The organism is Agromyces hippuratus, from assembly GCF_013410355.1.
Taxonomy (GTDB): domain Bacteria; phylum Actinomycetota; class Actinomycetes; order Actinomycetales; family Microbacteriaceae; genus Agromyces; species Agromyces hippuratus.
The window spans coordinates 669,956-693,713 of record NZ_JACCFI010000001.1 but is presented as its reverse complement, the minus strand read 5'-3'; the positions used below and the strand labels follow the sequence as shown (position 1 = coordinate 693,713).

Genomic DNA, 23,758 nt, shown 5'->3' with positions numbered 1-23,758 from the left:
GCATGGCGGAAGAGGTGCTGAGCGGCGGCAACATGGAAGTCGTGGTGCGGGTCGGCGACACCGTGCGCCGAGTGGCAGGCGAGTGGACCCCCTCGGTTCAGGCGTGGCTGACGGCGATTCGCGGGAGCGGCGTCGAGCAGGTGCCGGAGCCGCGGGGGAGTGACATCGAAGGTCGGGAAGTGCTCAGCTACCTCCCGGGTTCGACGCTCGATCGTGCGGAGCCGGCCGTGCTCTGGTCGTCGGCCGTGCTCGAGCAGGCGGGCCGGTTGCTGCGGCGGATTCACGATGCCGAGGTGCCACCCGCGCTCGCCTCCGGTGTCTGGCGTACCCAGCGGCACGATCCGGTCGAGGTGATCTGCCACAACGACTTCGCACCGTACAACCTGCTCGTCGATGGCGAACGACTGGTCGGCGTCATCGATTTCGACATGGCGTCGCCTGGGCCGCGAATCTGGGATCTCGCGTACCTCGCATATCGCCTCGCACCTTTCGCCGAGGATGCCGACGGATTCGACGAGGTTCAGGCGAAGGGCAGTGAATCCCGGATGACCCGGCTGCACCGTGTGATCGACGCGTACGGCGTTCCGTACGAGGCATCCGCTGTACTGGCGACCGCCGTGGAACGACTCGAGGAACTCGCCGCGTTCACCGATGCCCGCGCGATGGAGACCGAGCGCACCGACCTCGTCGCGCACGCCGCGATGTACCGTCGAGACGCTCAGCGACTCCGTCATCGCCTGCAACGGCCGGCACGATGAGCGCCGACACGGCGACCGTGCTGTCCCTGCCGTTCACCGGGATGTGGATGGCGCAGAACAGCCCTGCCCGCCGAGTGCCGAGCCACGGGGTCGACCTCTTCGGCGAGCGGTACGCCATCGACTTCGTCGCCGTAGATCGGCGTCGACGATCGGCGGAGCGACGCGACTGGCGCACGCTCGTCTCGACCGAACCTGCCGAGCGGTTCCGCGGATTCGGACGCTCCATCCTCGCTCCGGCCGACGGCGTCATCGTCGACGTCCACGACGGCGAGGCCGATCACGAGGGCCGGCGATCGCAGCTCGCGCTGGTGCCGTACGCGCTCGGGCAGGCATCGCGACTTCGACAGGGCCACCACGCCGTGGCGGGCAACTCGGTGACGATCGCGTTGCAGGACGGGCGGGCCTTCGTCTCGCTCGCCCACCTGCGCCTCGGATCGATCCGCGTCGCGGTCGGCGACGCGGTGACGACCGGGCAGCCGATCGCCGCGTGCGGCAACTCCGGCAACTCGACCGAGCCGCACGTGCACCTGCAGGTGATGGACCGAATCGATCCGACTCATGCCGAGGGGCTGCCGCTGGCGTTCCGATCCTTCAGGGAATGGCGACTGCGGTCTGGCCGGCCGTACAAGGTCGAGACAGGCATCCCCGGTGAGCGTTCCATCGTCGAACCGCTCGCCTGAACCGCGCAGGAATCGAGAAGCGGCGTCGCGAACGTGCGGCTAGCGTGACGCCATGGACATCACGATTCACTCGAGCTTCCTGCCGCACACCGACCCCGATGCATCCGTGGCCTTCTACCGCGATGCTCTCGGGTTCGAGGTCCGAAGCGATGTCGAGTACGAGGGGATGCGCTGGGTGACCGTCGGTCCGACGGGTCAACCCGACATCTCGATCGTGCTGGAGCCGCCGGCGGCCGATCCTGGCATCACCGATCACGAGCGCGATCTCATCATCGAGATGATGGCGAAGGGCACCTACTCCGGCATCCTGCTCGCCACCGACGACCTCGATGCGACGTTCGCACAGCTCCAGGCCGTGGGCGCCGAGATCGTGCAGGAACCGATCGAGCAGGGCTGGGGGGTGCGCGACTGCGCGGTGCGCGACCCTGCCGGCAACATGATCCGTATTCAGGAGGCGAGCTGACGGGCGGTCCGCGGAATCACTCCGCGGCGGCGAGGGCGCGGTCCAGAGCGGCGCGGATGTCATCGGGCGACGTCAGCGGAACGAGCTCGTCGTTGATGAAGATGGTCGGTGTTCCCTCGGCTCCGAGGGTCACGGCCGCGTCGAAGTCGAACTGCACGCGCGCCTCGGTGGCGGGGTCGGCGACGGCCTCGTCGTAGGCTGCCATGTCGAGCCCGAGGTCGGCGGCGTACTGGCGGAAGAGGTCGGCCTTCGACTCCTGCTGCTCGCCCCACTCGGCCTGGGTCTCGAACATGCGGTCGTACATCTCCTCAAACTCGCCCTGCTGGGCGGCGGCCTCGACGGCGATGGCGGCCGTGCGCGAGTTCGTGTGCCCGGGCATCGGGAAGTACCGCGCCACGAAGGTCACCTCGCCGGCATAGTCGGCGCGCAGCTCCTCGACGAACGGATGGACCGCGGCGCACACCTCGCACTCGAAGTCCAGGAACTCGGTGAAGGTCACCGTGCTGCCATCGGCGACGTCGAGTCGGTGGCTGTTCTCGGCCACGACCGGCGTGGCCGCCGCCGCGGTGCCCGGCGCCGCGGCAGGCGCCTGATTGGCGCTGACGGCGAAGACGATCCCCACGGCGGCGACCACGAGACCCCCGATCACGGCGAGCTGGATCTTCGTGCTGTTCTTCATCGCCAAGGGAGCGCCTCTCGAGCCGGTGCAGGGCGGATGCCTCGGAGAACGTCGTCTCCGAGGCATCCGTCGGTCTCGATACAGCGTACGGGGGCCGCCCTCGAGCCTGCTGAGCGGATCGGATCGCGTTACGCCGTCCAGCGCTCTCTCAGCCATTCCATTCCGTAGCCGTAGTCGCTGATCCACACCTTGGTCTCGATGAAGACGTCGTCGCGGGCGAGGCCGGAGTTGCGGATCGCGTCGCCGACGCCACGCTCGTTGCCGTAGGCGGCCGCCGTGTCGATGAGCCGGTAGCCCGTGGCGAGCGCGGTCTCGACGGCCTGCGTGGTGACCTCGGGCGGGGTCTGGAAGACGCCGAAGCCGAGCGCCGGCATCGTGACGCCGTTGTTGAGGGTGACAGTCGTGGAAGTCATGAGTCCATTCGACAGCATCCAGTGCGATCTGGGGGAGTCACCGACGTGACCAGCACTGCCAGTACCTCCCTCACCGCGACTCGGCGGCATACCCTCGAGACATGGACAACCGGAGCGAGGTGCGCGAGTTCCTTCGCACGAGACGCGCCCGCATCACTCCCGAGCAGGCAGGACTACCGGCCTACGGCGGCAATCGCCGGGTTTCGGGACTGCGCCGTGAAGAGGTGGCGATGCTCGCCGGTGTGAGCGTCGACTACTACACGCGTCTCGAGCGCGGCAGCCTCGCCGGGGCATCCGACACCGTGCTCGAAGCCCTGGCCAGGGCGCTGCAGCTCGACGACGCCGAGTCCGCCCATCTGTTCGACCTCGCCCGCGCTGCCAATGCCTCGCCGACGGCCCGACGCCCGCGCCCGAAGACGGGGGAGGTGCGACCGACCCTGCAACGTGTGCTCGATGCGATCACCGAGGCTCCTGCGATCATCAGCACCAACCGGCACCGACTACCTCGCCGCGAATGCACTGGGCCGGGCGGTCTACTCGGTGGTCTTCGACGCGCCGCAGCCGAACGGCGCGAGGTTCGCGTTCCTCGACCCGGCCGCCCAGGAGTTCTACCCCGACTGGGATCGCGTCACTGAAGACGTCGTCGCGGCACTGCGCGGCGAGGCCGGCCGCAATCCGTACGACAAGCGACTGACCGACCTCGTGGGGGAGCTGTCGACGCGCAGCGAACGGTTCCGCACGCTCTGGGCGGCCCACAATGTGCGCCACCACCGCACCGGTGTCAAACGTCTGCATCATCCGGTCGTCGGCGCCCTCGAGCTGAGTTTCGATGCGATGGAGCTCCCCGCCGATCCGGGGCTCAAGCTCTCGATCTTCACGGCCGAGCCGAACTCGGTATCGGCCGACGCCCTGAAGATGCTGGCGAGTTGGGCTGCGACAGCGGATGCCGCGGCGCACGCGCCTCAGGTCGACGACGCCTGATCGGGGGAGTGGGCGTCCGTGGCGCGCGCTTGCGCGGGCCACCGTGCGCGATATCGCGGAGCGCATCGAGATGCCGGGCGAAGGCGGCATGTGGAGTGGAGCCTGACACCGCGGGCGGTGTCGTTGCGGTTTCGATACTCTTCGCCCATGGACTCGCGGTTCGTTGTTCGACCAGCCAGTCTCGAAGACGTCCCGGGCATGGCTCGCATGCTCGTCGCGTCGTGGCGCGAGACATACCGCGGGACGATGCCCGATCGTGTGCTCGACGATGACGGGCTCGTCGAAGCTCGCGAACGATTCTGGACCGCCGCACTCGTCGACGAGCGGTACCGCGCGAATCGCGTCGCGCTGGCCGAACGGGAAGGAATCGTCATCGGGGTCGCGATGGCCGGCCCGCCAGAAGTGCCGACGGCCGAATGCAGCGCGCATCTCTTCGTGCTGTACGTCCTCGCGGCAGAACACGGCACCGGCGTCGGCGCGGCGCTCCTCGACGCTGTCATCGAAGGAAACGATGAGTCGGTCGCCCTGTGGGTCGCCGATCCGAACCCGAGAGCGCAGGCGTTCTATCGCAAGCACGGATTCCATGCTGACGGGGCGGTGCAGAGCGTGGAGGGTGTCCGCTCGATCCGGATGGTACGAATCCCATCGCAGCACACGAACTGAGACGTCGCCGAGCGGGGGAGCGCTCGCGGAGATTCACCTCCGCTTGTGCCGCGCGATGGGATAGGCTCGCGCCAATAAGGAGATCGACATGGAACTGGTGTTCTGGCTTGCGGGTTTCGGCGTCATGATCGCGTGCGCCACGGTCTTCCTCGTCGTGCGAGCGCGACGTGCTCGACGACTCCCGGGTGATCACGACGCATCGATCCCCGGCGAACGGTCGCACAGCGAAGCGATTGCCGCGGCCCACACGGCCGGCGCCGTTCGCAGCGCCCACTGATCGAACGCACGCACTGCTTGAGTGAGTTGAAGCAGCGCTCGACGACGTTCGGATGCCGCGCTCCAAAGTAGCCGCAGACAACGCCGATCAGCTCCGGCGATGAGGATTGGCAACAGGGCCTAATAGCGCTCCCGCGGGTTGCGTGTGAGTCGTTCCGCCTCGTCGATCGCGTGCTGGCGAGCGACCTCGGCATCCGTCTGCGTCGACGTGCTGCTCGAGGTCCTGCTCCGTCGCTTCTTCAGCCAGCTTGCGATGAAGCCGCCTGCGACGAGCGCGACTGCGACAATGCCGAGCGTCAGCCAGCCGCTCGCATCCATGTCCGGTGGGAGGTCGCTCATGTCGGCAGTCTAGGGCTCCTGCAGTCCAGCCCGTTCGGCAGTTTCGCGATCCATTTCTACGCGGATGGTTCGTCGTACGGGTCGGGCAGGTATGCCGTGATGTCGATCGGTTCGGTCGGCGGCAGTTCGATCGCAGGGTCGGTCATGGCGGACTTCCTCACTGAACGAGGCGGTGATTGTATGCGTGGGCGACGACCTGCAGCCGGGATGCGAGCTCAAGCTTCGCCAGGATGCTCGAGATGTGCGACTTGACGGTCGTTTCGCTGATGTACGCGGACTCGGCGATGTCGGCGTTCGAGAGTCCGCGTGCTGCGAGGAGGTAGACCTCGCGTTCTCGGGCCGTCAGCGCCGCGATCGCCTGCTGATCCGGCTCGACGCGCGCCGACGGCGTGAGGTCGCGGATGAGCGCGAGCGTGGTGGAGGGTGCGTAGACGGAGTTTCCTTCGTGCACGGTGCGAATCGCGGCCAGGAGTAGTTCGGGTCGGGCGTCCTTCATGAGGAAGCCATGTGCGCCGGCGTCGATCGCGTGCGCGACCGCCTCCTGTCGTTGGTGCGTCGTCAGCACGATGACCCGGGAGGTGGGGGACTCGATCAGCACCTTCCGCGTGGCGGTGATGCCGTCAGCCCTCGGCATCCGGATGTCCATGAGGATGACGTCGGGGCGCACCTCGGTGGCAAGGGTGACGATGTCGTCGCCGTCGTGCGCGGTGCCGGCGAACTCGAGATCCGTCTGCGACCGGATGATCATCTCGATGCCCGCGCAGAACAGCACGTGGTCGTCTGCGATGGCGACCCGGATGGGTTCACTCATGCGACGGCCTCGACCGCGAGCCTGGTGGGCTCGTCGACGGGGATGTACGCGTTGACGATGAACGCGTCTCCCTCATCGACGGCGGCGGTGAGCCAGCCGCCGGCGATCTGCGCGCGTTCCTGCATGCCGCGGATGCCGCGGCCCGGGCGAGTCGCACCCGTGGCGGAGGCCGGTGTCGCGATCAGGAGCGCCAATCCGGGCCCTCTCCAGTCCAACGTGACCGTCGTGGAGCCGTCGGTGTCGGCATGCCGGACCGCGTTCGTGAGCGCCTCCTGCACGATTCGGAAGACGCTCAACTGCTGGATGGGGGAGAGGGGCTTGCTCTCGCCGTGCTCGGCATACTCGCAATCGAGCCCCGCGCCGCGGACTCGATCCAACAGCGCCTGAAGATCGGTGAGCTTCGGGCGTTCTGCTTCACCGAGGAGGGGGCTCGAGTCCAGGAGCTGGCGGAGTTCGGTCAATCCGTCGCGTGCCGTGTCCGCGATCGTGCTCAGCGCGTTCCGCGTGCTTGGCGCGAGCGAGTCATCCGTCATTCGCGTTCCATCTGCCTGGGCGGCGATCACGGCGAGCGAATGCGCCATCACGTCATGCACTTCCTGGGCGAGCTGCTCGCGTTCCGACAGGGCGACCAGCTCGTCTTCAACCGCCGCGAGATCGCGTTCGAGCGCCTGGGCGTGCCTGCGAGCCGAGTACACCTTCGTGACCATACGAAGGGCCAGCCCGGCACACCACGCGCCGGTTGCGAGGCCGACCGCGATGACGCACCCCGCCGCGAACATCCCGACGACCTCGAACTCGCCGCCGTTCTGGTAGTCACGGGCGGCTTGCGGCGAGTACAGCACCGGCCATTCAGCTGCGCCGAAGCTGCGCAGAGTCAGGAGCACGGTCACGATCACCGCGTAGAGGCCGGAGACCGGTAGCGAGATCCAATGCACGACGTGGCTGCCGAAGGCGCTGATGTTGAAGAGCGCGTAGAGCAGCGGCAGGTAGGCCGGCCAGCTCGTGTTGCCGAACCTCGCGCTCTCCACCAGAAGCTGCACGACGAGAACTGCACCGATCAAGCCCAGGGCCGCGGCCGGCCATCTCTGCGAGATCGCGATCGAGAGGCCGAATGCGATGAACGGCACCACGGCCACGATCGGCCCGAGCGGGGCGTTCCCGAGGTGTCCGGCCTCGGCGATCCACCACAGGACGATGTAGGCCGTGCCTGCCGCCGGGGCGAGGAGAACGAGCCGGTTCGGGGGAGACGGTTTCAGATCCACAGGGCAAACGTATGGCCCGGTCGCGGCTCCGGAATCAGCCACAACGCGATGTCCTCCAGACGAACCGGCAATCTCATCCCGAAGGAGGACACCGCGCGGGGAGTGCTCTCAGCAGCTTCAGTGCTTCCGAGGGTACGCCGATCTGCCATCTTCTCGTTCATGCATCCGCCTCCACCGCCGCACTACGCGGCCGCGCCGGGTTGAGACGTCGACCCGTTGGCCGGCGACATGCTGCGATGGTGGGACGGAAGCAACTGGTCGGAGACCGAGTTCAAACTCGCCAGAACCATGATCACGACCGAGGTTCGCAGAGACTTCCTGCTCGGTCCCCTCGGGCGTCGCGGCTCGGTACTCAGCGTCGTGTTCTGCTCTGCGCTCGTAGTCGTCGGGATCGTGTTCGCGCTGACGATGCATCCGTTCTTGTGGGGGATCGTGGCCGTCTGCGGATTCCTCGACGTGATCTTCATCGTGATGGCGAGTGCCGTTCACCACTTCGACGTTCCGGCAACCATCCAACGGCTGATCTGGCCTTCGGAAGAGTCGTGATGGGCGAACGAGGGCCCGAGCGGGCGTATCTCGGCGGCGTCCTGTTCATCGACAATTGACGTCCCGGACTACGTCCGACCGTTTCTGAAGCGAGAGATGATCGTTCGCCACATCTGTGATCATCTCAAGGCCCCGGGCGCGATGTGCTCCCTCAGCGTCGCCGCCAATAGCGGCACGTCCACCGCCGTGGTCGTCTCAACCGACATCACGGGCAGGCCTGTGATGGGAGCTGCGGATGAACTGAGCAGCTCCCACTCTGGAAGGCGCCCAGCATCGGAATGCGCAGCGTGGCGATCACGCGTGAGGAATCGCTCCCGTGCAACGTCATGCGATGTATGGCACCAGATCTCGACGCCGCGCGGTGCCGCCAGCGCCTCGAAGCCGCGACGAAAATGCGAGTCGTCTCGACCTGCCGCCCAGAAGGATTCGACGATCACCGTTCCGCTGAGCATCCTTGCGATCGCCCAGACGTTCTCAGCGGCGACCGCTCCAAGCTGCGACGTCGGCAGCGAGCCGTTCATCGCGTCGCTCAGCGCTTCCTTGATCGCATCCTTCGCGATCAGAGGAACCGCGAGTTCTCGAGCGAGCGAACCGGCCAATGTCGTCTTGCCCGCACCCGGAACGCCGTTCACAACAATCAGGAAGTCGATCACGACTCGAGCGTAGATGCAGCGGTCTGCCAACGTATACAAACGGATGATGTAGTCCGTTTCTTGCAGTGAACCAGGAGCGCTCCAGCTCGTAATGCTCAATGGCGAGACCTCGGCAAGCCGGTCATCGCGACGAGTGTCGACGAAGCGTCTCGCGTATCTAGCACCCGAGCCGGTAACTGAGGTATTCGTGCTTTTCCCTAAGCGCATTCTCACTGACGCAACGACGCAGCGGATCGCATGGACAGCAGATACGGTCGGTTTGCGTTTGCTGACGCTTCTCCGGGGGAACATTCGCATTGGTTGAGCGTTCGATGGCACTCCGGGGTTGTAGCCGATAATGCACATTATGTCGGATTGGTAATCCCCTACCTGCAGAAATTGCAGGAACTGGCACGACCCAGCTCGTCGACTTGGGGCAACCCTCCTTCATCGACGCGCGAGTAAGGCTGACGTTGCCTTCGGGCTCAGCGGCTACGACAGGTACATCGACCACGTAACCACGGCGATCACGACCAGCGCCACGCCTACGAGCACCAGAACTGCTCGCATGATGCGGCGCCGGCTCACACTCCCAGTTGGCCTCACGACGACCGGCTCAGACAACTCCTTACCGCCCGCGTGCGTGACTACGGCAAGTTCGGGGCTGAAACCTTCGACATGCTCGGCTCCCGTTCCAGGTAGGACTGTGGGATGAACAGGGGCAGATCGACGTTCTCGGCGCCGGTCGCCTTGATGCGACCGTCAACCTCAGCCTGCATCCGCTCCCACAGCCCGTAGGCATACGGTCGGATCACCATCGTGCCGCGGACCGGAACGTTCTCAGCCAGTTCGGCCTTCTCCAAGACGTCCTGGTACCAGCGGGGAAAATCATCCTGCTGGGAAGTGAGCACGCTCGTCCGACTGCTGTCTGCCATTGGGCCACGCTACCGGCAGCGCGAAGTTCAGTGATAGCGCCCCTACTTGCAGAAAATGCAGGATCTGCCGAGCCTCCTCCCCCGGCCGCGCGGCGCTCACGTGGGGTCCAACAGTCAGATCTGGAACGCCGGGATGAACTCAAGAATGCCGGGATAGCTGGCGTAGTAGAGGATGCCGTCGCGCCAGGCGAATCCGCGCGACGGATAGCTCTCATCTTCACCGTCCGGTCCGTTCGTGAACCCGTCGACTCCACCGGCGTTGTCCTGCTGGTAGCCGGCCGCCTCGAGCTCGGCTTGCGTTGTCTCCCAATTCGCCTCATCCATCGCCAGCTGGCCGATGACGACGAATACATCGCCGCCGCCGGCCCACTTGCAGACCACACCGTCGGCCGCGAAGTCAGCGAGCAGCGGATAGTCCCAGTTCTGGAATGCGAAGTCGACCGGTGTGAGATTCGTCGCAGCGAGATCGGCGTTGCCAGCGTCGTCGAGCGCGGTGTCGCAGCCCGCGAGCTCCGCTACGGGTGCGGTGCTCGCCTCAGGGGTCGGAGTGACGGCATTGCGGGGAGGGGCCGTTGACACCGTCGCGGCCGGACCTGGGAGGCTTGTGCAGCCGACAAGCGTAAGAGCGAGGACTGTGGTGCCGATTCCGACAATGACCGACCGAGCGGAGAGACGCATCCGGTTAGCGTAAGGCTCAGCCGAGAGTCCGAACGTCCGGGACGCCCCTGTTGTGGTAACTTCGCCGGCCCGATCTCGCCCTCCGAAATGGGGCGATCATGCTCATCTCGAACACGACGCAGCCGAATGCCGCCCCGCCGGAGCGAGCTTTGTGGGGTTCCGATAGGTGACTTCAGTACGACGGTTGATCGATACGCTCGGGACATGTCGCGAAGACTTCCGGTGGCGCGAACCTCGGTTGGGTTGGTTGGCGGGTTCGTTTCCTTAGGGCTGCTGGCGGGGTGCAGCATGTTCGAATTGAACCTGTCGTCGGACGCAGAGGTCGAGACGACCGAGAATCTCCGCATTTCGGCGGAAGAGATCAGGTATTCAGATGGCTATTGCGGAGTTGGGGTGCAGATCGAGAATGTGAGCACTACGGTGATCGAGTTCAGCCCGAACGACCTCTCGGTCTTCAACGGTGCAGATTCAATCGAGTGGGATCTTCCTTTCGGCGGACCCGCGGGCACAGTTACGACGGAGTACCGAGGATATGCGGTCGGCGAGTTCCCGACGACCCTGGAGCCCGGCGCGACCGCTACGGATGCCTTCGTCGTGTATTGCAAGGAGGAACGTGAATTCACCATCAAGGTAGCCTCATTCGCCGGCGACGGCGCCACGTTCGAGTTCCCCGACTAGTTCCCCGACGCAAGTGCCGAGGCTGGTGGGGTTGGGTCGATCTGGTTCGAACCGATGTGCACTCGATTCTCGTCTGTCGAGACTCCGGCATCCACTGCGGTCAGCACGCCGACGCCGAAGCACGAAACCGCGGTTCCTGTTTGGCCGGACGACAGGTGTCAGTACGAGCAGTTCGCCCCTCCCCTGTGCCTACATCGCCGACTGCGAGAAAGCGCTTCCAATGCTCACGAAAGTAGTCGTGGTGCGCCAGAACCGTGCTGTGTGGAAACCCGAACAAGCGACCGGCCGTCCCCTAACATCGGCTTGTGACTTACGCCCGTGTATCCGCCACACACGCATTCCCGCGGCCAGGAGCGTCGCTGCCGCAGGCAATGGGCCGGTTCATGGCGGGCGCTTTCCGCATCAGGGGCCGCGCGAGCCGCAGCGAGTACTGGTGGTGGATGCTCGTCAACGTCATCGTGCTCGGAACGACCCAGTTCCTGATCCCCGCGCTCGTCTCGGGCAAGACCCCACAACCGACCTTCCGTGTCGGGCCGTTCGGCTCGTGGCTCTTCGCGAACATCGAGTTGTTCACCCTGCCGGCCACCGTGGCGCCCAGCTCACCGCTGGCCTCGATCTCTCTGTTGTTCGCGGGGATCTGGATCATCATCACCGTCGTCCCGGGGTTCACCGTCGCGGTTCGGCGGCTGCACGATTCGAACCTGTCCGGCTGGTGGGCGCTTCTCGCACTCGTCCCTCCCGGAACATTCGTTCTCCTGCTACTCGCCGCCCGGCGATCACGGCGCGAAGGCGCCCGTTTCGATATCTAGTGCTGGATACGCAACCAAGGCAACTGCCCGCATGGCGGATGGGTGGGAGGGGGCCGGTCGCCACACATTCACTGATCCAACCGACCCACCGGTCATCGGAGAACAGTGGTAGAACGGCGGCATGCACATGATTCTCACGTTCTCCGAGCAGCTGCGGCTGATCAACGAACGGTCGGCCGCCTTCCGCACTGCGGTCGCCGCGTCGCCGAGCCTCGACATTCAGATGACGACCCATCCCGCGCGGACGTTGTTCGATCACGTGCAACACGTGGGCATGGGTCGCCGCAAGGCAGCCGCCATCGTCACCGCCGGGCCCGCGGACGGTCCGCCAGAGGAGTCGGCATGGGGAGGCAGCAGGGGTGCGCCTCGGGAGCGCGATGCTCTCCTGGCCTGGTGGCTCGAGTCAGTAGAGCACCTGGCGAGTGTGCTGCGCGAGGCGGGCCCGGATCGCGGTTGCTGGACTTGGTGGGCGGACTCACCGTCACCGCAGACCTCAGGGGCCTGGGCGCGGCGCCAGCTCCACGAGATCGCGGTGCACACCTACGACGTCCAGCTCACTGGGGGTGCCCCGCAGCCGATACCGGAGAAGATCGCCCTCGACGGTTTCGACGACTGCCAGTTCACCCTCTGCGCGACGACGGTCGCCTGGCCGCACGACCCTGCCATCGTCGAGTACCACACCACCGAGGGCCGCTCCTGGCGCCTCCGGCTGTCCCACGACGGCGCACAGGTCGCCCACCTCGCCCCCGCTGCCGGCGAGGACGCCGACGCGGCCGACGCCTCCGCGCGGGGCACGGCCAGCGACCTGGTCCTGTACTTCTACGGCCGCAAGACGCTGGATTCGCTTGAGTCCGAAGGCGACCGTCGCATCTTCGACCAGCTCGCAGCCTGGGATCCGTCCGTGTGACAACGCCCACATGCGATCTCCTGCATCCGAAGGCGACGGGGCCCTGAACGCGTCATTGACGACCATTGTGGGAAGAGCGGTTCAAAGACTCCTGCTCACCAGCGTGAACGAATAGGTCACCGCCCTATGGAGTCGAGACGACGATCGCGATGACCGCGCAACCGACGCCGCATGCCAGCATCGCAATCAGTCCGATCGAGGCCACGCGCGGCAAGCGCTCGGGGCGGCGCCAAGCAATAGTCAGGGTCGCGACTGCGATGATCACGACCAGCGCCACGCCGACCAGACACCAGCCGGTTCGGACCGTGTAGTCAGGTGTCGGCTGAGGCGGATCGGCCAAGGTCACCGGAAACCGGAGAGAGGCCAGCCACAGGAGCCCGACCATGAGAAGGATCCCGATGACGCTGACCCTGACGACGGCCCGTCGAGTCTCCGTCCATAGTGATCTCTCGACGTCCATGACTCATCGTGACCCGGGAAACGAGCCGGTGTCCGCAAGCGTTATCCATTCGATGACAAGCGAACCCTTCCACCGCTGTGCGAGATCGGTTCCAGCCCGCAAGCCGGTCCCCCACCAGGCTTGAATCGAGACAGGAGCACCTGAGGCCAACTCTCCGGCTGCGACTCTCCGTATGACCGACCCTCAAGCGTGAGCGAGCTTTGCGGAGAACGATCGAGCGGCTTCACCCTCAGAAGGAGTCAAACGGTCTGAGTCCTGCACTCGGTTGAAATGGCGCCGATGACTCATGGTCTTCGTGCGCTTCCACTGCCGCTGGATGGCCGTGCTGGATATTCTCAGCCCATGAGCGGTTCATGCGAAGACCTGGTCTCGCCGGCAGTCAGGTGAGTGGCGACGCGCTGAGCAACATGGGAGAGCGATGAGATGAAACCACTTCGATACTCGATCAACGTCACGCTCGACGGCTGCTGCCATCACGAGGCAGGACTCCCCCCGGACGAGGAGTCCATGCACTACTGGACTGAGGAGATGGAGCGTGCCGATGCTCTGCTGTTCGGCCGGGTGACCTACTGGATGATGGAGTCCGCGTGGCGGAAGCCGGCCACGGGAACGTGGCCCGATTGGATGGGTGAGTGGCAGATCCCGTTCGCCGAGACCATCGACGGTGCGAAGAAGCACGTCGTGTCGAGCACGCTCGACAAGGTCGACTGGAATGCCGAGCTGGTGCGAGGCGATCTTGAAACCGCGGTTCGGCATCTCAAGCAAGAGCCAGGCGAAGGCCTGTGGGTGGGTGGAGTGACGCTCCCCCTGGCGTTGGCGGAGCTGGGACTGATCGACGAGTACGAGTTCCTCGTGCAGCCGGTCATCGCCGGACACGGGCCGACGTTGCTCGCCGGACTGCGAGAGCGCATCCAGCTCGAGCTCGTGGATCGCCAGGAGTTCCGGTCGGGGGCGGTCGCAATGCGGTACCGGCCGCGCGAGCAGAATGCGGCCGCTCCCCGCTAGCATGCGGAGATGAGTACTCTGCAGGCTGAGAAAGCCACGCCGAGGAGCGCCTCCAGGCCGTGGCCCCGGTACTACGTTTGGGTCGCCGTTGGAGGCGTGCTCGTGGTGCCGCTCGTACTCACCTTTGCTTTCAACAGCTGGGCGGCACCCGACAATGCGGCTTTCGTCCGGATGGCGTTCGCGCAGGTAACTGGCGGAACCATCGCGATCGCGACGATGCTCACGCTGGTGGTCGTGAGCATCGTGAACCGCACCAGAACAGCAACGCCGGTGCTCGTCCTCGTCGCCGTGATTGTCACCCAGTACTGGGCCGTGTCTCTCTCCACCGCGGCAGACATGCTGCTTCAGAGAATCAGCTGACCCCGCCGTTTCGCCGGATCGCCGTGTGCATCGGCATCTTCACGGGCACACTCGAACCCTGCGTCCATCGAAGCCGACGATGTCGCCGACCTGCAACTGCCGTCCGCGTCGTCGATCAACCTCGCCATTCACGGCCACTGCGCCGTGGAGGATGGCCTCTTTCACGTCTCCACCGGAGTCGAGGAGGCCAGCGAACTTCAGGAACTGCCCGAGGCGAATGACCTCACCTCCGATCGGGACGTCTTCGATCGGAGCCGGGTTCGTCATCCCCGAATAGTAGTCGACGCGGTGCTTGCGAGGTCGCCCGGTCACGGTTGCGCACATGGGTCAGGCGAATGCGCAAGCGGTTGCCGCGCATCGCTCCCCCGGTTAACGTTGCGCCCACTGACCGACGAAACGGAGAGCGGGGGCTTTCATGTGCACCGGACTGAGCTACACCACGAGGGATCACTACTTCGGTCGCAATCTCGACCTCGAGTTCTCGTACAACGAGACCGTCACCATCACCCCCCGGAACTTCCCGTTCGAGTTCCGCAAGGCGGCTGCACTGGCGACACATCACGCGATCATCGGGATGGCCACCATCGCGGACGGTTATCCGCTGTACTACGACGCGACGAACGAGAAGGGCCTCAGTATGGCGGGGCTCAACTTCCCGGAGAACGCCGATTACAAGCCCGAAGCTGTCGACAAGACGAACATCACTCCGTTCGAGTTCATCCCCTGGATCCTCGGGCAGTTCGAGACCGTGGACGAGGTGAGGGCGGCCCTCTTGTCGCTGAACCTCGTGAAGATCGATTTCAGCGACACCTTCCCGCTCTCCCCGTTGCACTGGATCATCTCCGACAGAACGACATCCATCACGGTCGAGAGCGTGAAGGACGGACTGAGGGTCTACGACAACCCGGTCGGGGTGCTCACCAACAACCCGACCTTCGACATCCAGTCCTTCAACCTGAACAACTACATGCACCTGTCGAGGAACCCGCCCGAAACCAACTTCTCGGACGAGCTGGAGTTCGACGTCTACAGCCGGGGAATGGGCGCGATCGGCCTCCCGGGAGACCTGTCTTCGGCATCTCGCTTCGTCAAGGCGGCCTTCACGAAGATGAACTCGGTGTCGGGCGACTCCGAGTCGGAGTCGATCAGTCAGTTCCTCCAGATCCTGGGGTCCGTTGCGCAGCAGCGGGGATGCGTCGAGGTCTCCCCCGGAAAGTACGAGATCACGATCTACTCGTCGTGCTGCAACACCGACAAGGGCGTCTACTACTACACGACCTACGAGAACAGCCAGGTGAGCGGTGTCGACATGCACAAGGAGGACCTCGACGGAAACGCACTTGCTGCGTACCCTCTGGTCAAGGGCCAGCAGGTGCATATGCAGAACTGACGTTGGTGCAGCCTGAGAAGGGCCAACCCGTGCAGATCCGGTTGCACGAGACGGTGATCGAGTCCACCAGACTTGATGCATGTCTGCGCCCTACACGCTGATCAGCGATGCCCCACCCCTCGAGGACTATCTGCGTCTTCGTCGCGAATCCGGTCTCTCACCCAAGGCTCCCGAACAGGGCGCAGGTGCGATCGCCGGCAGCTGGTCGCGATGGGCCGCACGATCGGCGACGGCGGCTGGTATTTCCACATCGTCGACATCGCCACCGATCCGGTGCACCAGCGCCGGGGGCTCGGCCGCCAGGTCATGGAATGGCTCGTCGCCGATGTTCTCGAGCGGGCACCGAAAGGCGCGTACGTCAGCCTCATCGGTGACCCTCCCGGGCAGCGCCTCTATCGCTCGCTCGGGTTCGACGACGTCGCCCCGAGCCTCGGAATGGCATTGCGCACCTAGGTAGCAGGAGGCCTCGAACCTCTGCAACAGGTCGACGCGGTCGACCCACGCGGGAGTCGCGTGCAGCACTCCGAGGTGATACCTTGCAGCTCTAGGTATCTAGATGCTCGAGGTATCCCCCTGAGCCGCGATTGGAGCACGCATGCGCATCGGCAAGGACCTGGTGGCCGCAGCGGCCACCCCGGTGGTCCTCGGCATCCTCGCCGAGGGCGAGTCGTACGGGTACGCGATCCTGCAGCGGATCACCGAGCTTTCGGCCGGTGAGCTCGAGTGGAGCGACGGCATGCTCTACCCCCTGCTGCACCGGCTCGAGCGACTCGGGCACGTCGAATCCGAGTGGCGCCAGTCATCCGGCGGTCGGCCGCGCAAGCACTATCGCCTGAGCGCGCAGGGCGCGTCGACGCTGGCCGACCATCGTCGGCAGTGGTCGATCGTCGGTGGCGTGCTCGACCAGGTCTGGCCCGGCGACGGCGACAACCGACAGCCGCGCCTCGCACTCGGGTTGGGCTGAACGATGACCACCGAAGACGCCCCGCACCTCGACGAGCTCATCGCCTCGTGGCGCGACTGGATCGAGCGGCGCGACGCCCTGAGCATTCGTGACGTCGACGAACTCGAATCGCACCTGCGCGATCGTGTCGACGCCCTCACAGCAGCAAGGCTCACCGATGACGAGGCGTTCCTCATCGCGGTCAAGCGCCTCGGCAGCATGGACGAGCTCTCGCGCGAGTATGCAGCCGAGCATTCGGGTCGGCTGTGGAAGCAGCTCGTGCTCCACGACTCGTCGGACTCCGAGGGCACGGATGCCGCGAACGGCACGATGCCGTTCGTGCGACGCGCAAACGGGCTCGCGATCGCCCTCCTGCTCGGCGTCGGCGCCGGCATCGCGGTGAAGGTGACCGAGCTGCTCACCGACGATCCCGAACTTGTCTTCCGCAACATCGCCGTCCTCGTGCTCCCCTTCCTGGCCGCATGGTTCGCCTGGCGGCGGCGACCGCCGGTGGGCACGCTTCTCGGCGTCGCAGGCGCCTTCGTGATCGTGGCGCTCGCACTGAATCTCTACCCGTTCGACGGAGGATCCTCGACCGTCACAGTCGCGACGCAGAATTCCGCGACCGCCGTGCTCGCGACCATCGGCTCGATCGTCGCGCTCTGGCTCGTCACGGGCATCGTCGACGCCAGGGGCGTCTGGCGCAGCGACCGCACTCGGATGGACTTCCTGCGGTTCAGCGGTGAATGGCTCGTCTACTACGTGCTCATCGCGATCGTGGGCGGCGCCCTGAGCGGCCTCACCGTCGCGGTGTTCGCGTCGATCCAGGTCGACATCGCGCCGTTCGTCGTCGAGTGGGTGCTGCCGTGCGGGGCGGCGGGCGCGGTCCTCGTCTCCGCCTGGCTCGTGGGAGCGAAGCAACGCGTCATCGAGAACATCGCCCCGGTGCTCACCAAGGTGTTCACGCCGCTCTTCACGCTCATGATGCTCGCGCTCATCGTGGCATCCGTCATGCAGTGGAACCTCGTCGACGGCAGCCGTGAACTGCTCATCGCCTTCGATGCCGTGCTCATCGTGGTCGTCGCGCTGCTCGTGTACGCGATCTCTGCGCGCGACCCAGCGGTTCGCCCAGGCTGGTTCGACCGACTGCAAGTGCTCATGCTCGCTGCCGCGCTCGGCGTCGACGTCATCGTGCTCGTCGCGATGATCGCCCGCACGGGCGAGTTCGGATTCAGCGCGAACAAGACGGCGTCACTCGGGCTCAACCTCATCCTTCTCGCCAACCTCGCATGGGCAACGTGGCTGCAGATCGGCTTCGTGCGTCGGCGCGTGCCATTCGGCCGTGTCGAGTCCTGGCAGACCGGATATCTCCCGGTCTACCTCGGCTGGGCTGCCATCCTCGTGCTCGCGTTCCCGCCGATGTTCGACTTCGCGTGACCGGCGGGGCTGAGCGCACTCCCCTGCTCAGCCGGCGACACGGACGCACGTGATCGGGGGCCCGCCGCTCAACCGCGGCCGGCCACGACGACGAACTCGTTGTACGGAAACACGCGTCCGATGAATCGGGGGAAGGGGAACGAGAACTCGCGCTCAGTGGTCATTCGCACCTCGTCGACGACCTCGCGAATCGAGGCGAAGTCGACGAAACGCACGTGCGTGGCATCCGAGCGGTATCCGCGTTCCTGAGGCGTGATCACGCACAGCCGGCCGTCCTCGCGCAGATACGGCAGGTATTCGCGGATCAGGCGGAGACCTGCTGCAGTATCCATGTGCTCGAGCACGTGAGCGTACAGCAGCGTGTCGAACGACGCCGGCGGCGTTGCGAGATCGGCGAACTCCTGCGGCGTGTACGCAGCGAGCCCGCGCTCACGTGCGATCCTGATCGACTCGGCATTGTGGTCGACACCGACAGAATCGGCACCGAGGTTCACCAGATTGCGCCCGAGCCCGCACCCCACGTCGAGCACGCGCCCGAGGTGGAGTCGTCTCAGGTTCCACCGGTAGGGCGCCTGGACGTCGACGACACGACGGATGCCTCGACGCTCGAGCGATCGGAGTCGCTCCGCATAGGCAGCTTGAGCCGTGGGTTCCGACTCGACGCCGTCGTCTTCCGCATCGCTCATGCGACAAAGCTAGTCGGCGGCACAGGCGACCGCATCCCGATGACCATCGCTACTCGACGAGTCCATCCGCCGGCACCCGGAAGACGTCGCTCTCGTAGTCCCAGATGGGGCTCGGCCAGCGCTTGATCACCATGTCGCGTTCAACCGGATCGGCAGTGTAGAAGTGACGGCTGTTCCGCGGGCTCCAGAACCGCGCCATCGCGACCGTGTTCGGCTCCGTGCTGTCGAGCGGGTACACGTAGTACGCGACCTTCTCGTACTTCCACACGTCGGGCCACTTCGCGATGACGCGAGCCTTCTCCGCCTCATCGGTCGTGTAGAAATGCGCCTGGTAACGGTTGCTCCAGAAGCGATACAGCGGGACGGTACCAGCGACCTGCGAGTCGAACGCTTCGTACTTCGGACCCTCGTACGACCACACACGGGGCCAGGTTGCGATCACATGATCGCGTTCGGTCTCGCTGATCGTGTAGAAGTGCGCACGCAGCTTCTCGCTCCAGAACCGGTACACGGGCTTCGTCGGCTCGGCCGACGGGCGCGTCAGCGTGACCTCCACGGTCGCGAAGCTCCCGCAGTTGCCGCCGATCGCTTTCGCCGAAACGCTCCCCGATCGGTTCGAGATCCTGGCGTCCTGGTGGTAGGCGTCGTACCACGCGGCACCCTGGCTGTAGCCTCCTCCAGCGAGCTGGCGCACGTAGGTTGCTGCCGACGTGACTTCGCGAGCGATGGAGACGGTATCGCCGTTCTCCTCCGACTTGACGAGCCGAACGCCATCGGAGAACCACACAGGGTCGCCGCCGAGCCCATCCATTGACATGAGGGCGCCATCCAAACCCTGGTTGGGATAGAAGTCGTGATAGAACGTGTTGTCGTATCCGTCACAGCGAAACTCGGCGACGTAACGATCGCCATTGATCGGATCGATGAGCTGGGCGAGCTGGGGCTGACTCTGCCCAACTGCATGCAGATCTACCTCCCACGTCCGTCGTGATTCGTCGCCACCGAGTTCGAACCGAGGCGAGTACAGCGGTTCGTTCCAACCGACCTGCAGGAGACCGGCACCGCTCACCAGCGATGCCGCATTGAATCCCTCGACACCGGCCGACATCGGATCATAGAGGTCACCTTGCGGATACTCGGTACAACCGAGCACGACCGAGTCCTCCGAGCACACCATGAGGTTCGCATGCCCGAGCCCGAAGTTGTGTCCCAGTTCATGGTGGACTGTTGCACGCTCGCGGTCGTTCCCGAGCGTCACGAGAGCGAGGCCGTTCACGTTCGCCGCCCCGATCGTGGCAGCGGATGAGGGCTCGACCGGCAGGCATCCCTCCGGAAGGTAGACGAAGAGGTGCCGGACTTCGCCGCTCGAGCCGGGTCTCGAAATGTACTCGCCTGCGTCGCTGTAGCCGAGCGACTGGGCCGCGAGATCCCAGAAATAGTCGAAACTCGCTGCGCAGGTCTCCGCACTCGTGACACGGACGACGTTTCCGGCCGTCGAGAACGTCGCCAGCCCCAGCTCCACTGGCAGGTACGAGCCGTCCGGGCCGTCGAAGCCGCCCCGAATGGACTGCGCCCACCATCCTTGACCGGCGTTGTGGGTGAGATCCCGCAGGGTGACATCCGAGAACGTCTCACCGACGGGTTCGACGTTCGCGGGGTCGATGACGACGACATCGGCCACATGATCCCGAGCCTCGGCGCTCTCGTCTGGACTCGCCGGGGTCACATCGGCTTCGACCACCTCGACTCCATGGTCGGTGACACGTCCAACGGCGAGAGCCTCGTCCGACCGGGAAGGGTCATCTCCTTCGGGGTCGGCCGTCTGAATCTCACCCTCGAAGTGGTCTCCAGTCTTGGCTTCAGCGAGTTCGGGTGACGGTGCGAGTGCGATCGATCCACCGTCTGCGGTCCGCAGGTGAACGGTACGCGTCATCCCCTCGTTCCCATCGGAGTCGCGCGTTCCTCCGACCTCACTGACGATGAGCGTGCCTTCGGTCTGGATCGTTGCATTTCCGCCGCTGTCGCCGTCTTCTGCCGCGATCGCCGGCGGGACGGCAGCGGATCCGAGAAGCGCGACAGTGAGCAGGGAAGCGGAGAGGATCCTCCGGGCGCGTGACGGCATGAATCGACCGTACTGTTCGCGGCAGACATGAGTGATTACGAGATGATCTCGATCGCCATCGTGTCAGCTCACCCACGTCCCGTCGCCGCGTGATCGGCGACCGGCAGGGCCGCCCTCACGGGGCCGAATATCAGCCGTCCGAGCCAGGCGAGGTGGAGTCCCGTTCGGCGCGCTGACGTTGCCACCGAATGGTTCGCCCGAGCCATGAATTGGGGGTGAATCGCGGGTCGTCGTGATGCAGGAGTTCATTTCGCACCGCACGGATGGCAAGCGGAATGCACAGCACGATACCGACGATCGCGCTCCAGACGAGGAAGTCGAGAACGAACTGCATCAGCTCAGGGCGCCGTCGGAAACGGTCAACCGGCACCGAACGGCGAATCTGAGCATGGCGCCAACCTACTCCCGTCTCCCGCTCCCCCGTGCGAGGTCAGTCCCGATACGCCGCGAGGAACACGCGGACGCCGGATTCCAACCCGGACTCGACTTCGGCTTCGGTGATCGCGTCGAACCGCCCGGTCATCATGATGCGGTTGCTCGGGATCCAGAGCAGGAGCCCTGCCAGCTGATTCGCCGCGATCCGCGGCTCCTCGATGTGCAGCCAGCCGCGCTCGCTCGCGCTGGCCAGCAGATCGGCCATGTGCCCGATCGTGTGCTCGAACGCCCCCTCGTAGTAGGCGCGGCCGATATCGGGAAAGCGTGCAGCTTCGGCGATGACGAGCCGGCGGAATCGTTGCACCCGACGATCGAGCACCGAGTCGCTCAGGAGTCGGGCGAGTGCTCGCACGACCGCCTCCCCATCGGCGTAGGCATCGATGTCGAGGCGCACGATCGAGTCGTGAACCCGGTCGACGACATCGGAGATCAGCGCCCGGAAGAGCCCCTCCTTGTCGCCGAAGTACTTGTAGACGGTCTGCTTCGAAGCTGCTGCCGCCGCCGCGATGACGTCGGTGCTCGCACCGGTATACCCGTCGAGCACGAATGCGTCCAGAGCGGCGTTCAAGATGCGAGCTCGCGTCGCCTCGACCCGTGGGTTGGTGTTCATGGGTTGACTCCTCCGGTACCTGTCAGTACTGTACCACTCAGTACCGTACTGAACGGTACCGTTCAGATGGAGGAAGATTCTCATGACCCATTTCGTGCACTCTGCCGATGGCACGCAGATCGCGTTCGACGACCTCGGCCCGACTGCTGCCCCGGCGGTGATCCTCGTGCACGGTGCGACCGCCTACCGTGCCATCTCCCCCAGTGCCGCAGCGCTCGCCGCAGCCGGCGGGCTTCGCGTCGTCACCTACGATCGCCGTGGTCGCGGCGAGAGCGGCGACGCCGAGACGTATGCCGTCGCACGCGAGATCGAAGACATCGCCGCGCTCCTCGAACACGTCGGTGGCGACGCGATCCTGCTGGGCGAGTCCTCGGGGGCCATCCTCGCGCTCGAAGCCGCTCTGGCCGGCGTACCCGTCTCCGCTGTCGCCGCCTTCGAGCCGCCGTTCATCGTCGACGACGCACGTCCGCCGATCCCTGCGGACTACGTCGCGCGGCTCGACGCATTCGCCGCCGCCGGCGATCGACTCGGGGCCCTTCGGTACTTCTCGCTCGAGGCAGTCGGGCTGCCCCCGGAGATGGTCGACCAGATGATGGCGTCGCCGTTCATTTCGGCCGTGGAGCCCTACGCCGGCACGCTGCGCTACGACGCGCGCATCGTGGGCGACACCATGTCGGGCGACCCTGCCGCGCTCGATCGCTACGTTCCGATCCCCCCTCCCGTCACGGTCCTGGTCGGTGAGTCGACGTTCCCGTCGATCCGATCCGGTGCTGCGGCGCTCGCCGAGGTCCTGCCGGACAGCCGGCTCGTCGTGGTGCCCGGCGGCGACCACCAGCTTCCCGCAGACGACGTCGCTCCCATCCTCCGGTCGATCGCTGTGGGCGTCTGAAATGGCCAGGACGATCACCGCCGAACTGTTCGCGAGCCTCGACCTCGTCGTCGAAGCGCCGGAGACCTGGCACTTCCCCTGGGTCGGCGAAGAGATGCTCGCCGAGGTCGCACGCGAACAGGGCGAAGCATCCGCTCTGCTGCTCGGTCGCCGCACGTACGAGGTGTTCGCCGACTCGTGGCCGAACCGCGGAGACGAGGTGCCCCTCGCCCGCCGGCTCAACGCGATGCCGAAGCTCGTCGTCTCGAGCACGCTCGACTCTCCGACCTGGCGCAACACCGAGGTGACCGGATTCGACGAGCTCGCAGCGCACAAGGCCAGCGGTGAAGGGCGCATCACGGTGGCCGGAAGCATCCGCCTCGTCGAGGCGCTGATCGCCGGCGGCCTGCTCGACGAGCTCCGCCTGCTCACCCACCCGGTGGTGCTCGGTCAGGGGCGACGCCTGTTCGACACCTACGACGGGCCCCGTGCCGACCTCGAACTGGTCGAGTCCCGCATGCTCGAACGCGGCGTGCAGCTCACCGTCCACCGCCCCACCGCGCGGCCCTGAAGCACCGTATACCGACCACCGACCACCGACCACCAAGCACCGAGAAGGAGCACGAACATGTCCCAAGGGCAGTCCTACCTCGACAACGTCGAGACCTCGACCGGCCTCACGCCTCGCCGGTTCATCGAACTCGCCGATGAACGCGGCCTCGGATCAACCGGTACCAGGACCGGCGAGGTCGTGGCGTGGTTGAAGACCGAGTACGCACTCGGTCACGGCCACGCGATGGCCATCGCCCAGGTCATCAAGCACCGCGAGACCGTCGACATCAAGAACGCCGAGACGACGCCCGAACCACCGATCAGCATCGGCCGGCTCTGGCTCGACGGCAAGGACACCAGGCCCTGGTGAGCGCGGTCGC

General features: G+C 65.6%; 30 protein-coding genes and 2 pseudogenes. 18 read left to right on the top strand and 14 right to left on the bottom strand.

What is annotated here, in order from left to right; all coding sequences use genetic code 11:
- The first annotated feature begins 2 nt into the window (after positions 1–2).
- Genes BJY17_RS03340 through BJY17_RS03330 form a run of 3 tightly spaced genes read left to right on the top strand, consistent with a single transcriptional unit; the run spans position 3 to position 1,901 of the window.
- Positions 3–758, top strand: coding sequence for a phosphotransferase (locus BJY17_RS03340; RefSeq protein WP_179550121.1), 756 nt, complete (start codon positions 3–5; stop codon positions 756–758).
- Complete coding sequence (locus tag BJY17_RS03335) at positions 755–1,438, top strand: M23 family metallopeptidase (RefSeq protein WP_179550120.1); 684 nt, start codon at positions 755–757, stop codon at positions 1,436–1,438. Before BJY17_RS03340 ends, BJY17_RS03335 begins: the two co-directional genes overlap by 4 nt.
- Positions 1,439–1,490: 52 nt before the next feature.
- Positions 1,491–1,901 (top strand): VOC family protein, encoded by a 411-nt coding sequence (locus BJY17_RS03330; protein ID WP_179550119.1) that lies wholly within the window; start codon positions 1,491–1,493, stop codon positions 1,899–1,901.
- Positions 1,902–1,917: 16 nt separating this feature from the next.
- Here BJY17_RS03330 and BJY17_RS03325 read toward each other — a convergent pair whose 3' ends face one another.
- Both BJY17_RS03325 and BJY17_RS03320 read right to left on the bottom strand, forming a co-directional pair.
- Positions 1,918–2,580, bottom strand: coding sequence for a DsbA family protein (locus BJY17_RS03325; protein WP_179550118.1), 663 nt, complete (start codon positions 2,578–2,580; stop codon positions 1,918–1,920).
- A gap of 164 nt (positions 2,581–2,744) precedes the next feature.
- A pseudogene (locus BJY17_RS03320) lies at positions 2,745–2,993 on the bottom strand (aldo/keto reductase); the annotation flags it as partial.
- A gap of 101 nt (positions 2,994–3,094) precedes the next feature.
- On the opposite strand from BJY17_RS03320, the pseudogene BJY17_RS03315 reads away from it, so the two are divergent.
- A pseudogene (locus tag BJY17_RS03315) lies at positions 3,095–3,974 on the top strand (helix-turn-helix transcriptional regulator).
- A 207-nt stretch (positions 3,975–4,181) separates the two neighbouring features.
- Positions 4,182–4,637 carry a GNAT family N-acetyltransferase gene (locus BJY17_RS03310; RefSeq protein ID WP_246303639.1) on the top strand — a complete coding sequence of 152 codons (456 nt, stop codon included), beginning with the start codon at positions 4,182–4,184 and terminating at the stop codon, positions 4,635–4,637.
- Positions 4,638–5,033: 396 nt separating this feature from the next.
- Here BJY17_RS03310 and BJY17_RS03305 read toward each other — a convergent pair whose 3' ends face one another.
- The 3 genes from BJY17_RS03305 to BJY17_RS03295 all read right to left on the bottom strand — a co-directional run bounded on the left by BJY17_RS03305 (position 5,034) and on the right by BJY17_RS03295 (position 7,325).
- Positions 5,034–5,252, bottom strand: a complete 219-nt coding sequence (locus tag BJY17_RS03305) for a hypothetical protein (protein ID WP_179550117.1) — start codon at positions 5,250–5,252, stop codon at positions 5,034–5,036.
- 157 nt (positions 5,253–5,409) lie between these two features.
- Positions 5,410–6,063: a response regulator gene (locus BJY17_RS03300; RefSeq protein ID WP_179550116.1), complete on the bottom strand. Its 654-nt coding sequence runs from the start codon at positions 6,061–6,063 to the stop codon at positions 5,410–5,412.
- Positions 6,060–7,325: a sensor histidine kinase gene (locus BJY17_RS03295; protein WP_179550115.1), complete on the bottom strand. Its 1,266-nt coding sequence runs from the start codon at positions 7,323–7,325 to the stop codon at positions 6,060–6,062. Before BJY17_RS03295 ends, BJY17_RS03300 begins: the two co-directional genes overlap by 4 nt.
- A 216-nt stretch (positions 7,326–7,541) precedes the next feature.
- On the opposite strand from BJY17_RS03295, the gene BJY17_RS03290 reads away from it, so the two are divergent.
- Complete coding sequence (locus BJY17_RS03290) at positions 7,542–7,871, top strand: hypothetical protein (protein WP_179550114.1); 330 nt, start codon at positions 7,542–7,544, stop codon at positions 7,869–7,871.
- A 119-nt stretch (positions 7,872–7,990) separates the two neighbouring features.
- On the opposite strand, the gene BJY17_RS03285 is transcribed toward BJY17_RS03290, so the two are convergent.
- The 3 genes from BJY17_RS03285 to BJY17_RS03275 form a co-directional block, all read right to left on the bottom strand.
- A complete protein-coding gene (locus BJY17_RS03285) occupies positions 7,991–8,524 on the bottom strand; it encodes an AAA family ATPase (RefSeq protein ID WP_179550113.1) in 534 nt (177 codons plus the stop codon).
- A gap of 626 nt (positions 8,525–9,150) precedes the next feature.
- Positions 9,151–9,438 (bottom strand): class-II aminoacyl-tRNA synthetase family protein, encoded by a 288-nt coding sequence (locus tag BJY17_RS03280; RefSeq protein WP_218889842.1) that lies wholly within the window; start codon positions 9,436–9,438, stop codon positions 9,151–9,153.
- A 114-nt stretch (positions 9,439–9,552) separates the two neighbouring features.
- Positions 9,553–10,116 (bottom strand): hypothetical protein, encoded by a 564-nt coding sequence (locus BJY17_RS03275; RefSeq protein WP_179550112.1) that lies wholly within the window; start codon positions 10,114–10,116, stop codon positions 9,553–9,555.
- A gap of 204 nt (positions 10,117–10,320) precedes the next feature.
- Between BJY17_RS03275 and BJY17_RS03270 the strand changes: the two genes are divergently transcribed.
- The 3 genes from BJY17_RS03270 (at position 10,321) to BJY17_RS03260 (ending at position 12,510) form a co-directional block, all read left to right on the top strand.
- Entirely contained in the window at positions 10,321–10,794 is a 474-nt protein-coding gene (locus BJY17_RS03270; protein ID WP_179550111.1) for a hypothetical protein, read from the top strand.
- A gap of 305 nt (positions 10,795–11,099) precedes the next feature.
- Positions 11,100–11,603 (top strand): DUF805 domain-containing protein, encoded by a 504-nt coding sequence (locus BJY17_RS03265; RefSeq protein ID WP_179550110.1) that lies wholly within the window; start codon positions 11,100–11,102, stop codon positions 11,601–11,603.
- A 121-nt stretch (positions 11,604–11,724) separates the two neighbouring features.
- Complete coding sequence (locus BJY17_RS03260; protein ID WP_179550109.1) at positions 11,725–12,510, top strand: maleylpyruvate isomerase N-terminal domain-containing protein; 786 nt, start codon at positions 11,725–11,727, stop codon at positions 12,508–12,510.
- 124 nt (positions 12,511–12,634) lie between these two features.
- Here BJY17_RS03260 and BJY17_RS03255 read toward each other — a convergent pair whose 3' ends face one another.
- Positions 12,635–12,970, bottom strand: a complete 336-nt coding sequence (locus BJY17_RS03255; RefSeq protein ID WP_179550108.1) for a hypothetical protein — start codon at positions 12,968–12,970, stop codon at positions 12,635–12,637.
- A gap of 423 nt (positions 12,971–13,393) precedes the next feature.
- Here BJY17_RS03255 and BJY17_RS03250 point away from each other — a divergent pair, with 423 nt between their 5' ends.
- Both BJY17_RS03250 and BJY17_RS03245 read left to right on the top strand, forming a co-directional pair.
- The gene (locus BJY17_RS03250) at positions 13,394–13,975 is read left to right on the top strand and encodes a dihydrofolate reductase family protein (RefSeq protein ID WP_179550107.1); all 582 of its coding nucleotides are present in this window, start codon (positions 13,394–13,396) and stop codon (positions 13,973–13,975) included.
- Positions 13,976–13,984: 9 nt separating this feature from the next.
- Complete coding sequence (locus BJY17_RS03245) at positions 13,985–14,335, top strand: hypothetical protein (protein ID WP_179550106.1); 351 nt, start codon at positions 13,985–13,987, stop codon at positions 14,333–14,335.
- 39 nt (positions 14,336–14,374) lie between these two features.
- Here BJY17_RS03245 and BJY17_RS03240 read toward each other — a convergent pair whose 3' ends face one another.
- Positions 14,375–14,602 carry an RNA-binding S4 domain-containing protein gene (locus BJY17_RS03240; RefSeq protein WP_179550105.1) on the bottom strand — a complete coding sequence of 76 codons (228 nt, stop codon included), beginning with the start codon at positions 14,600–14,602 and terminating at the stop codon, positions 14,375–14,377.
- 148 nt (positions 14,603–14,750) lie between these two features.
- Between BJY17_RS03240 and bsh the strand changes: the two genes are divergently transcribed.
- From bsh to BJY17_RS03220, 4 genes are all read left to right on the top strand, one after another.
- Positions 14,751–15,725, top strand: a complete 975-nt coding sequence (bsh, locus tag BJY17_RS03235; protein WP_179550104.1) for a choloylglycine hydrolase — start codon at positions 14,751–14,753, stop codon at positions 15,723–15,725.
- Between the two features lie 210 nt (positions 15,726–15,935).
- Complete coding sequence (locus BJY17_RS18870) at positions 15,936–16,178, top strand: GNAT family N-acetyltransferase (RefSeq protein WP_322789730.1); 243 nt, start codon at positions 15,936–15,938, stop codon at positions 16,176–16,178.
- 142 nt (positions 16,179–16,320) lie between these two features.
- Positions 16,321–16,689, top strand: coding sequence for a PadR family transcriptional regulator (locus BJY17_RS03225; RefSeq protein WP_074259104.1), 369 nt, complete (start codon positions 16,321–16,323; stop codon positions 16,687–16,689).
- A gap of 3 nt (positions 16,690–16,692) precedes the next feature.
- Complete coding sequence (locus tag BJY17_RS03220; RefSeq protein WP_179550103.1) at positions 16,693–18,105, top strand: permease prefix domain 1-containing protein; 1,413 nt, start codon at positions 16,693–16,695, stop codon at positions 18,103–18,105.
- 68 nt (positions 18,106–18,173) lie between these two features.
- Here the strand turns inward: BJY17_RS03220 and BJY17_RS03215 are convergent, their stop codons facing one another.
- From BJY17_RS03215 to BJY17_RS03200, 4 genes are all read right to left on the bottom strand, one after another.
- A complete protein-coding gene (locus BJY17_RS03215; protein ID WP_179550102.1) occupies positions 18,174–18,791 on the bottom strand; it encodes a class I SAM-dependent methyltransferase in 618 nt (205 codons plus the stop codon).
- A 49-nt stretch (positions 18,792–18,840) separates the two neighbouring features.
- Positions 18,841–20,913, bottom strand: a complete 2,073-nt coding sequence (locus BJY17_RS03210) for a hypothetical protein (RefSeq protein ID WP_179550101.1) — start codon at positions 20,911–20,913, stop codon at positions 18,841–18,843.
- Between the two features lie 130 nt (positions 20,914–21,043).
- On the bottom strand, positions 21,044–21,247 hold the full coding sequence (locus BJY17_RS03205; protein WP_179550100.1) for a hypothetical protein: 204 nt from the start codon (positions 21,245–21,247) through the stop codon (positions 21,044–21,046).
- A 96-nt stretch (positions 21,248–21,343) separates the two neighbouring features.
- Positions 21,344–21,958 carry a TetR/AcrR family transcriptional regulator gene (locus BJY17_RS03200; RefSeq protein WP_179550099.1) on the bottom strand — a complete coding sequence of 205 codons (615 nt, stop codon included), beginning with the start codon at positions 21,956–21,958 and terminating at the stop codon, positions 21,344–21,346.
- Between the two features lie 82 nt (positions 21,959–22,040).
- On the opposite strand from BJY17_RS03200, the gene BJY17_RS03195 reads away from it, so the two are divergent.
- The 3 genes from BJY17_RS03195 to BJY17_RS03185 are packed head-to-tail and all read left to right on the top strand — an operon-like array spanning position 22,041 to position 23,748.
- Positions 22,041–22,847 (top strand): alpha/beta fold hydrolase, encoded by an 807-nt coding sequence (locus BJY17_RS03195; RefSeq protein ID WP_179550098.1) that lies wholly within the window; start codon positions 22,041–22,043, stop codon positions 22,845–22,847.
- Position 22,848: 1 nt separating this feature from the next.
- Positions 22,849–23,397: a dihydrofolate reductase family protein gene (locus tag BJY17_RS03190; protein ID WP_179550097.1), complete on the top strand. Its 549-nt coding sequence runs from the start codon at positions 22,849–22,851 to the stop codon at positions 23,395–23,397.
- 57 nt (positions 23,398–23,454) lie between these two features.
- Positions 23,455–23,748, top strand: a complete 294-nt coding sequence (locus tag BJY17_RS03185; protein ID WP_179550096.1) for a DUF4287 domain-containing protein — start codon at positions 23,455–23,457, stop codon at positions 23,746–23,748.
- Positions 23,749–23,758: the final 10 nt, after the last annotated feature.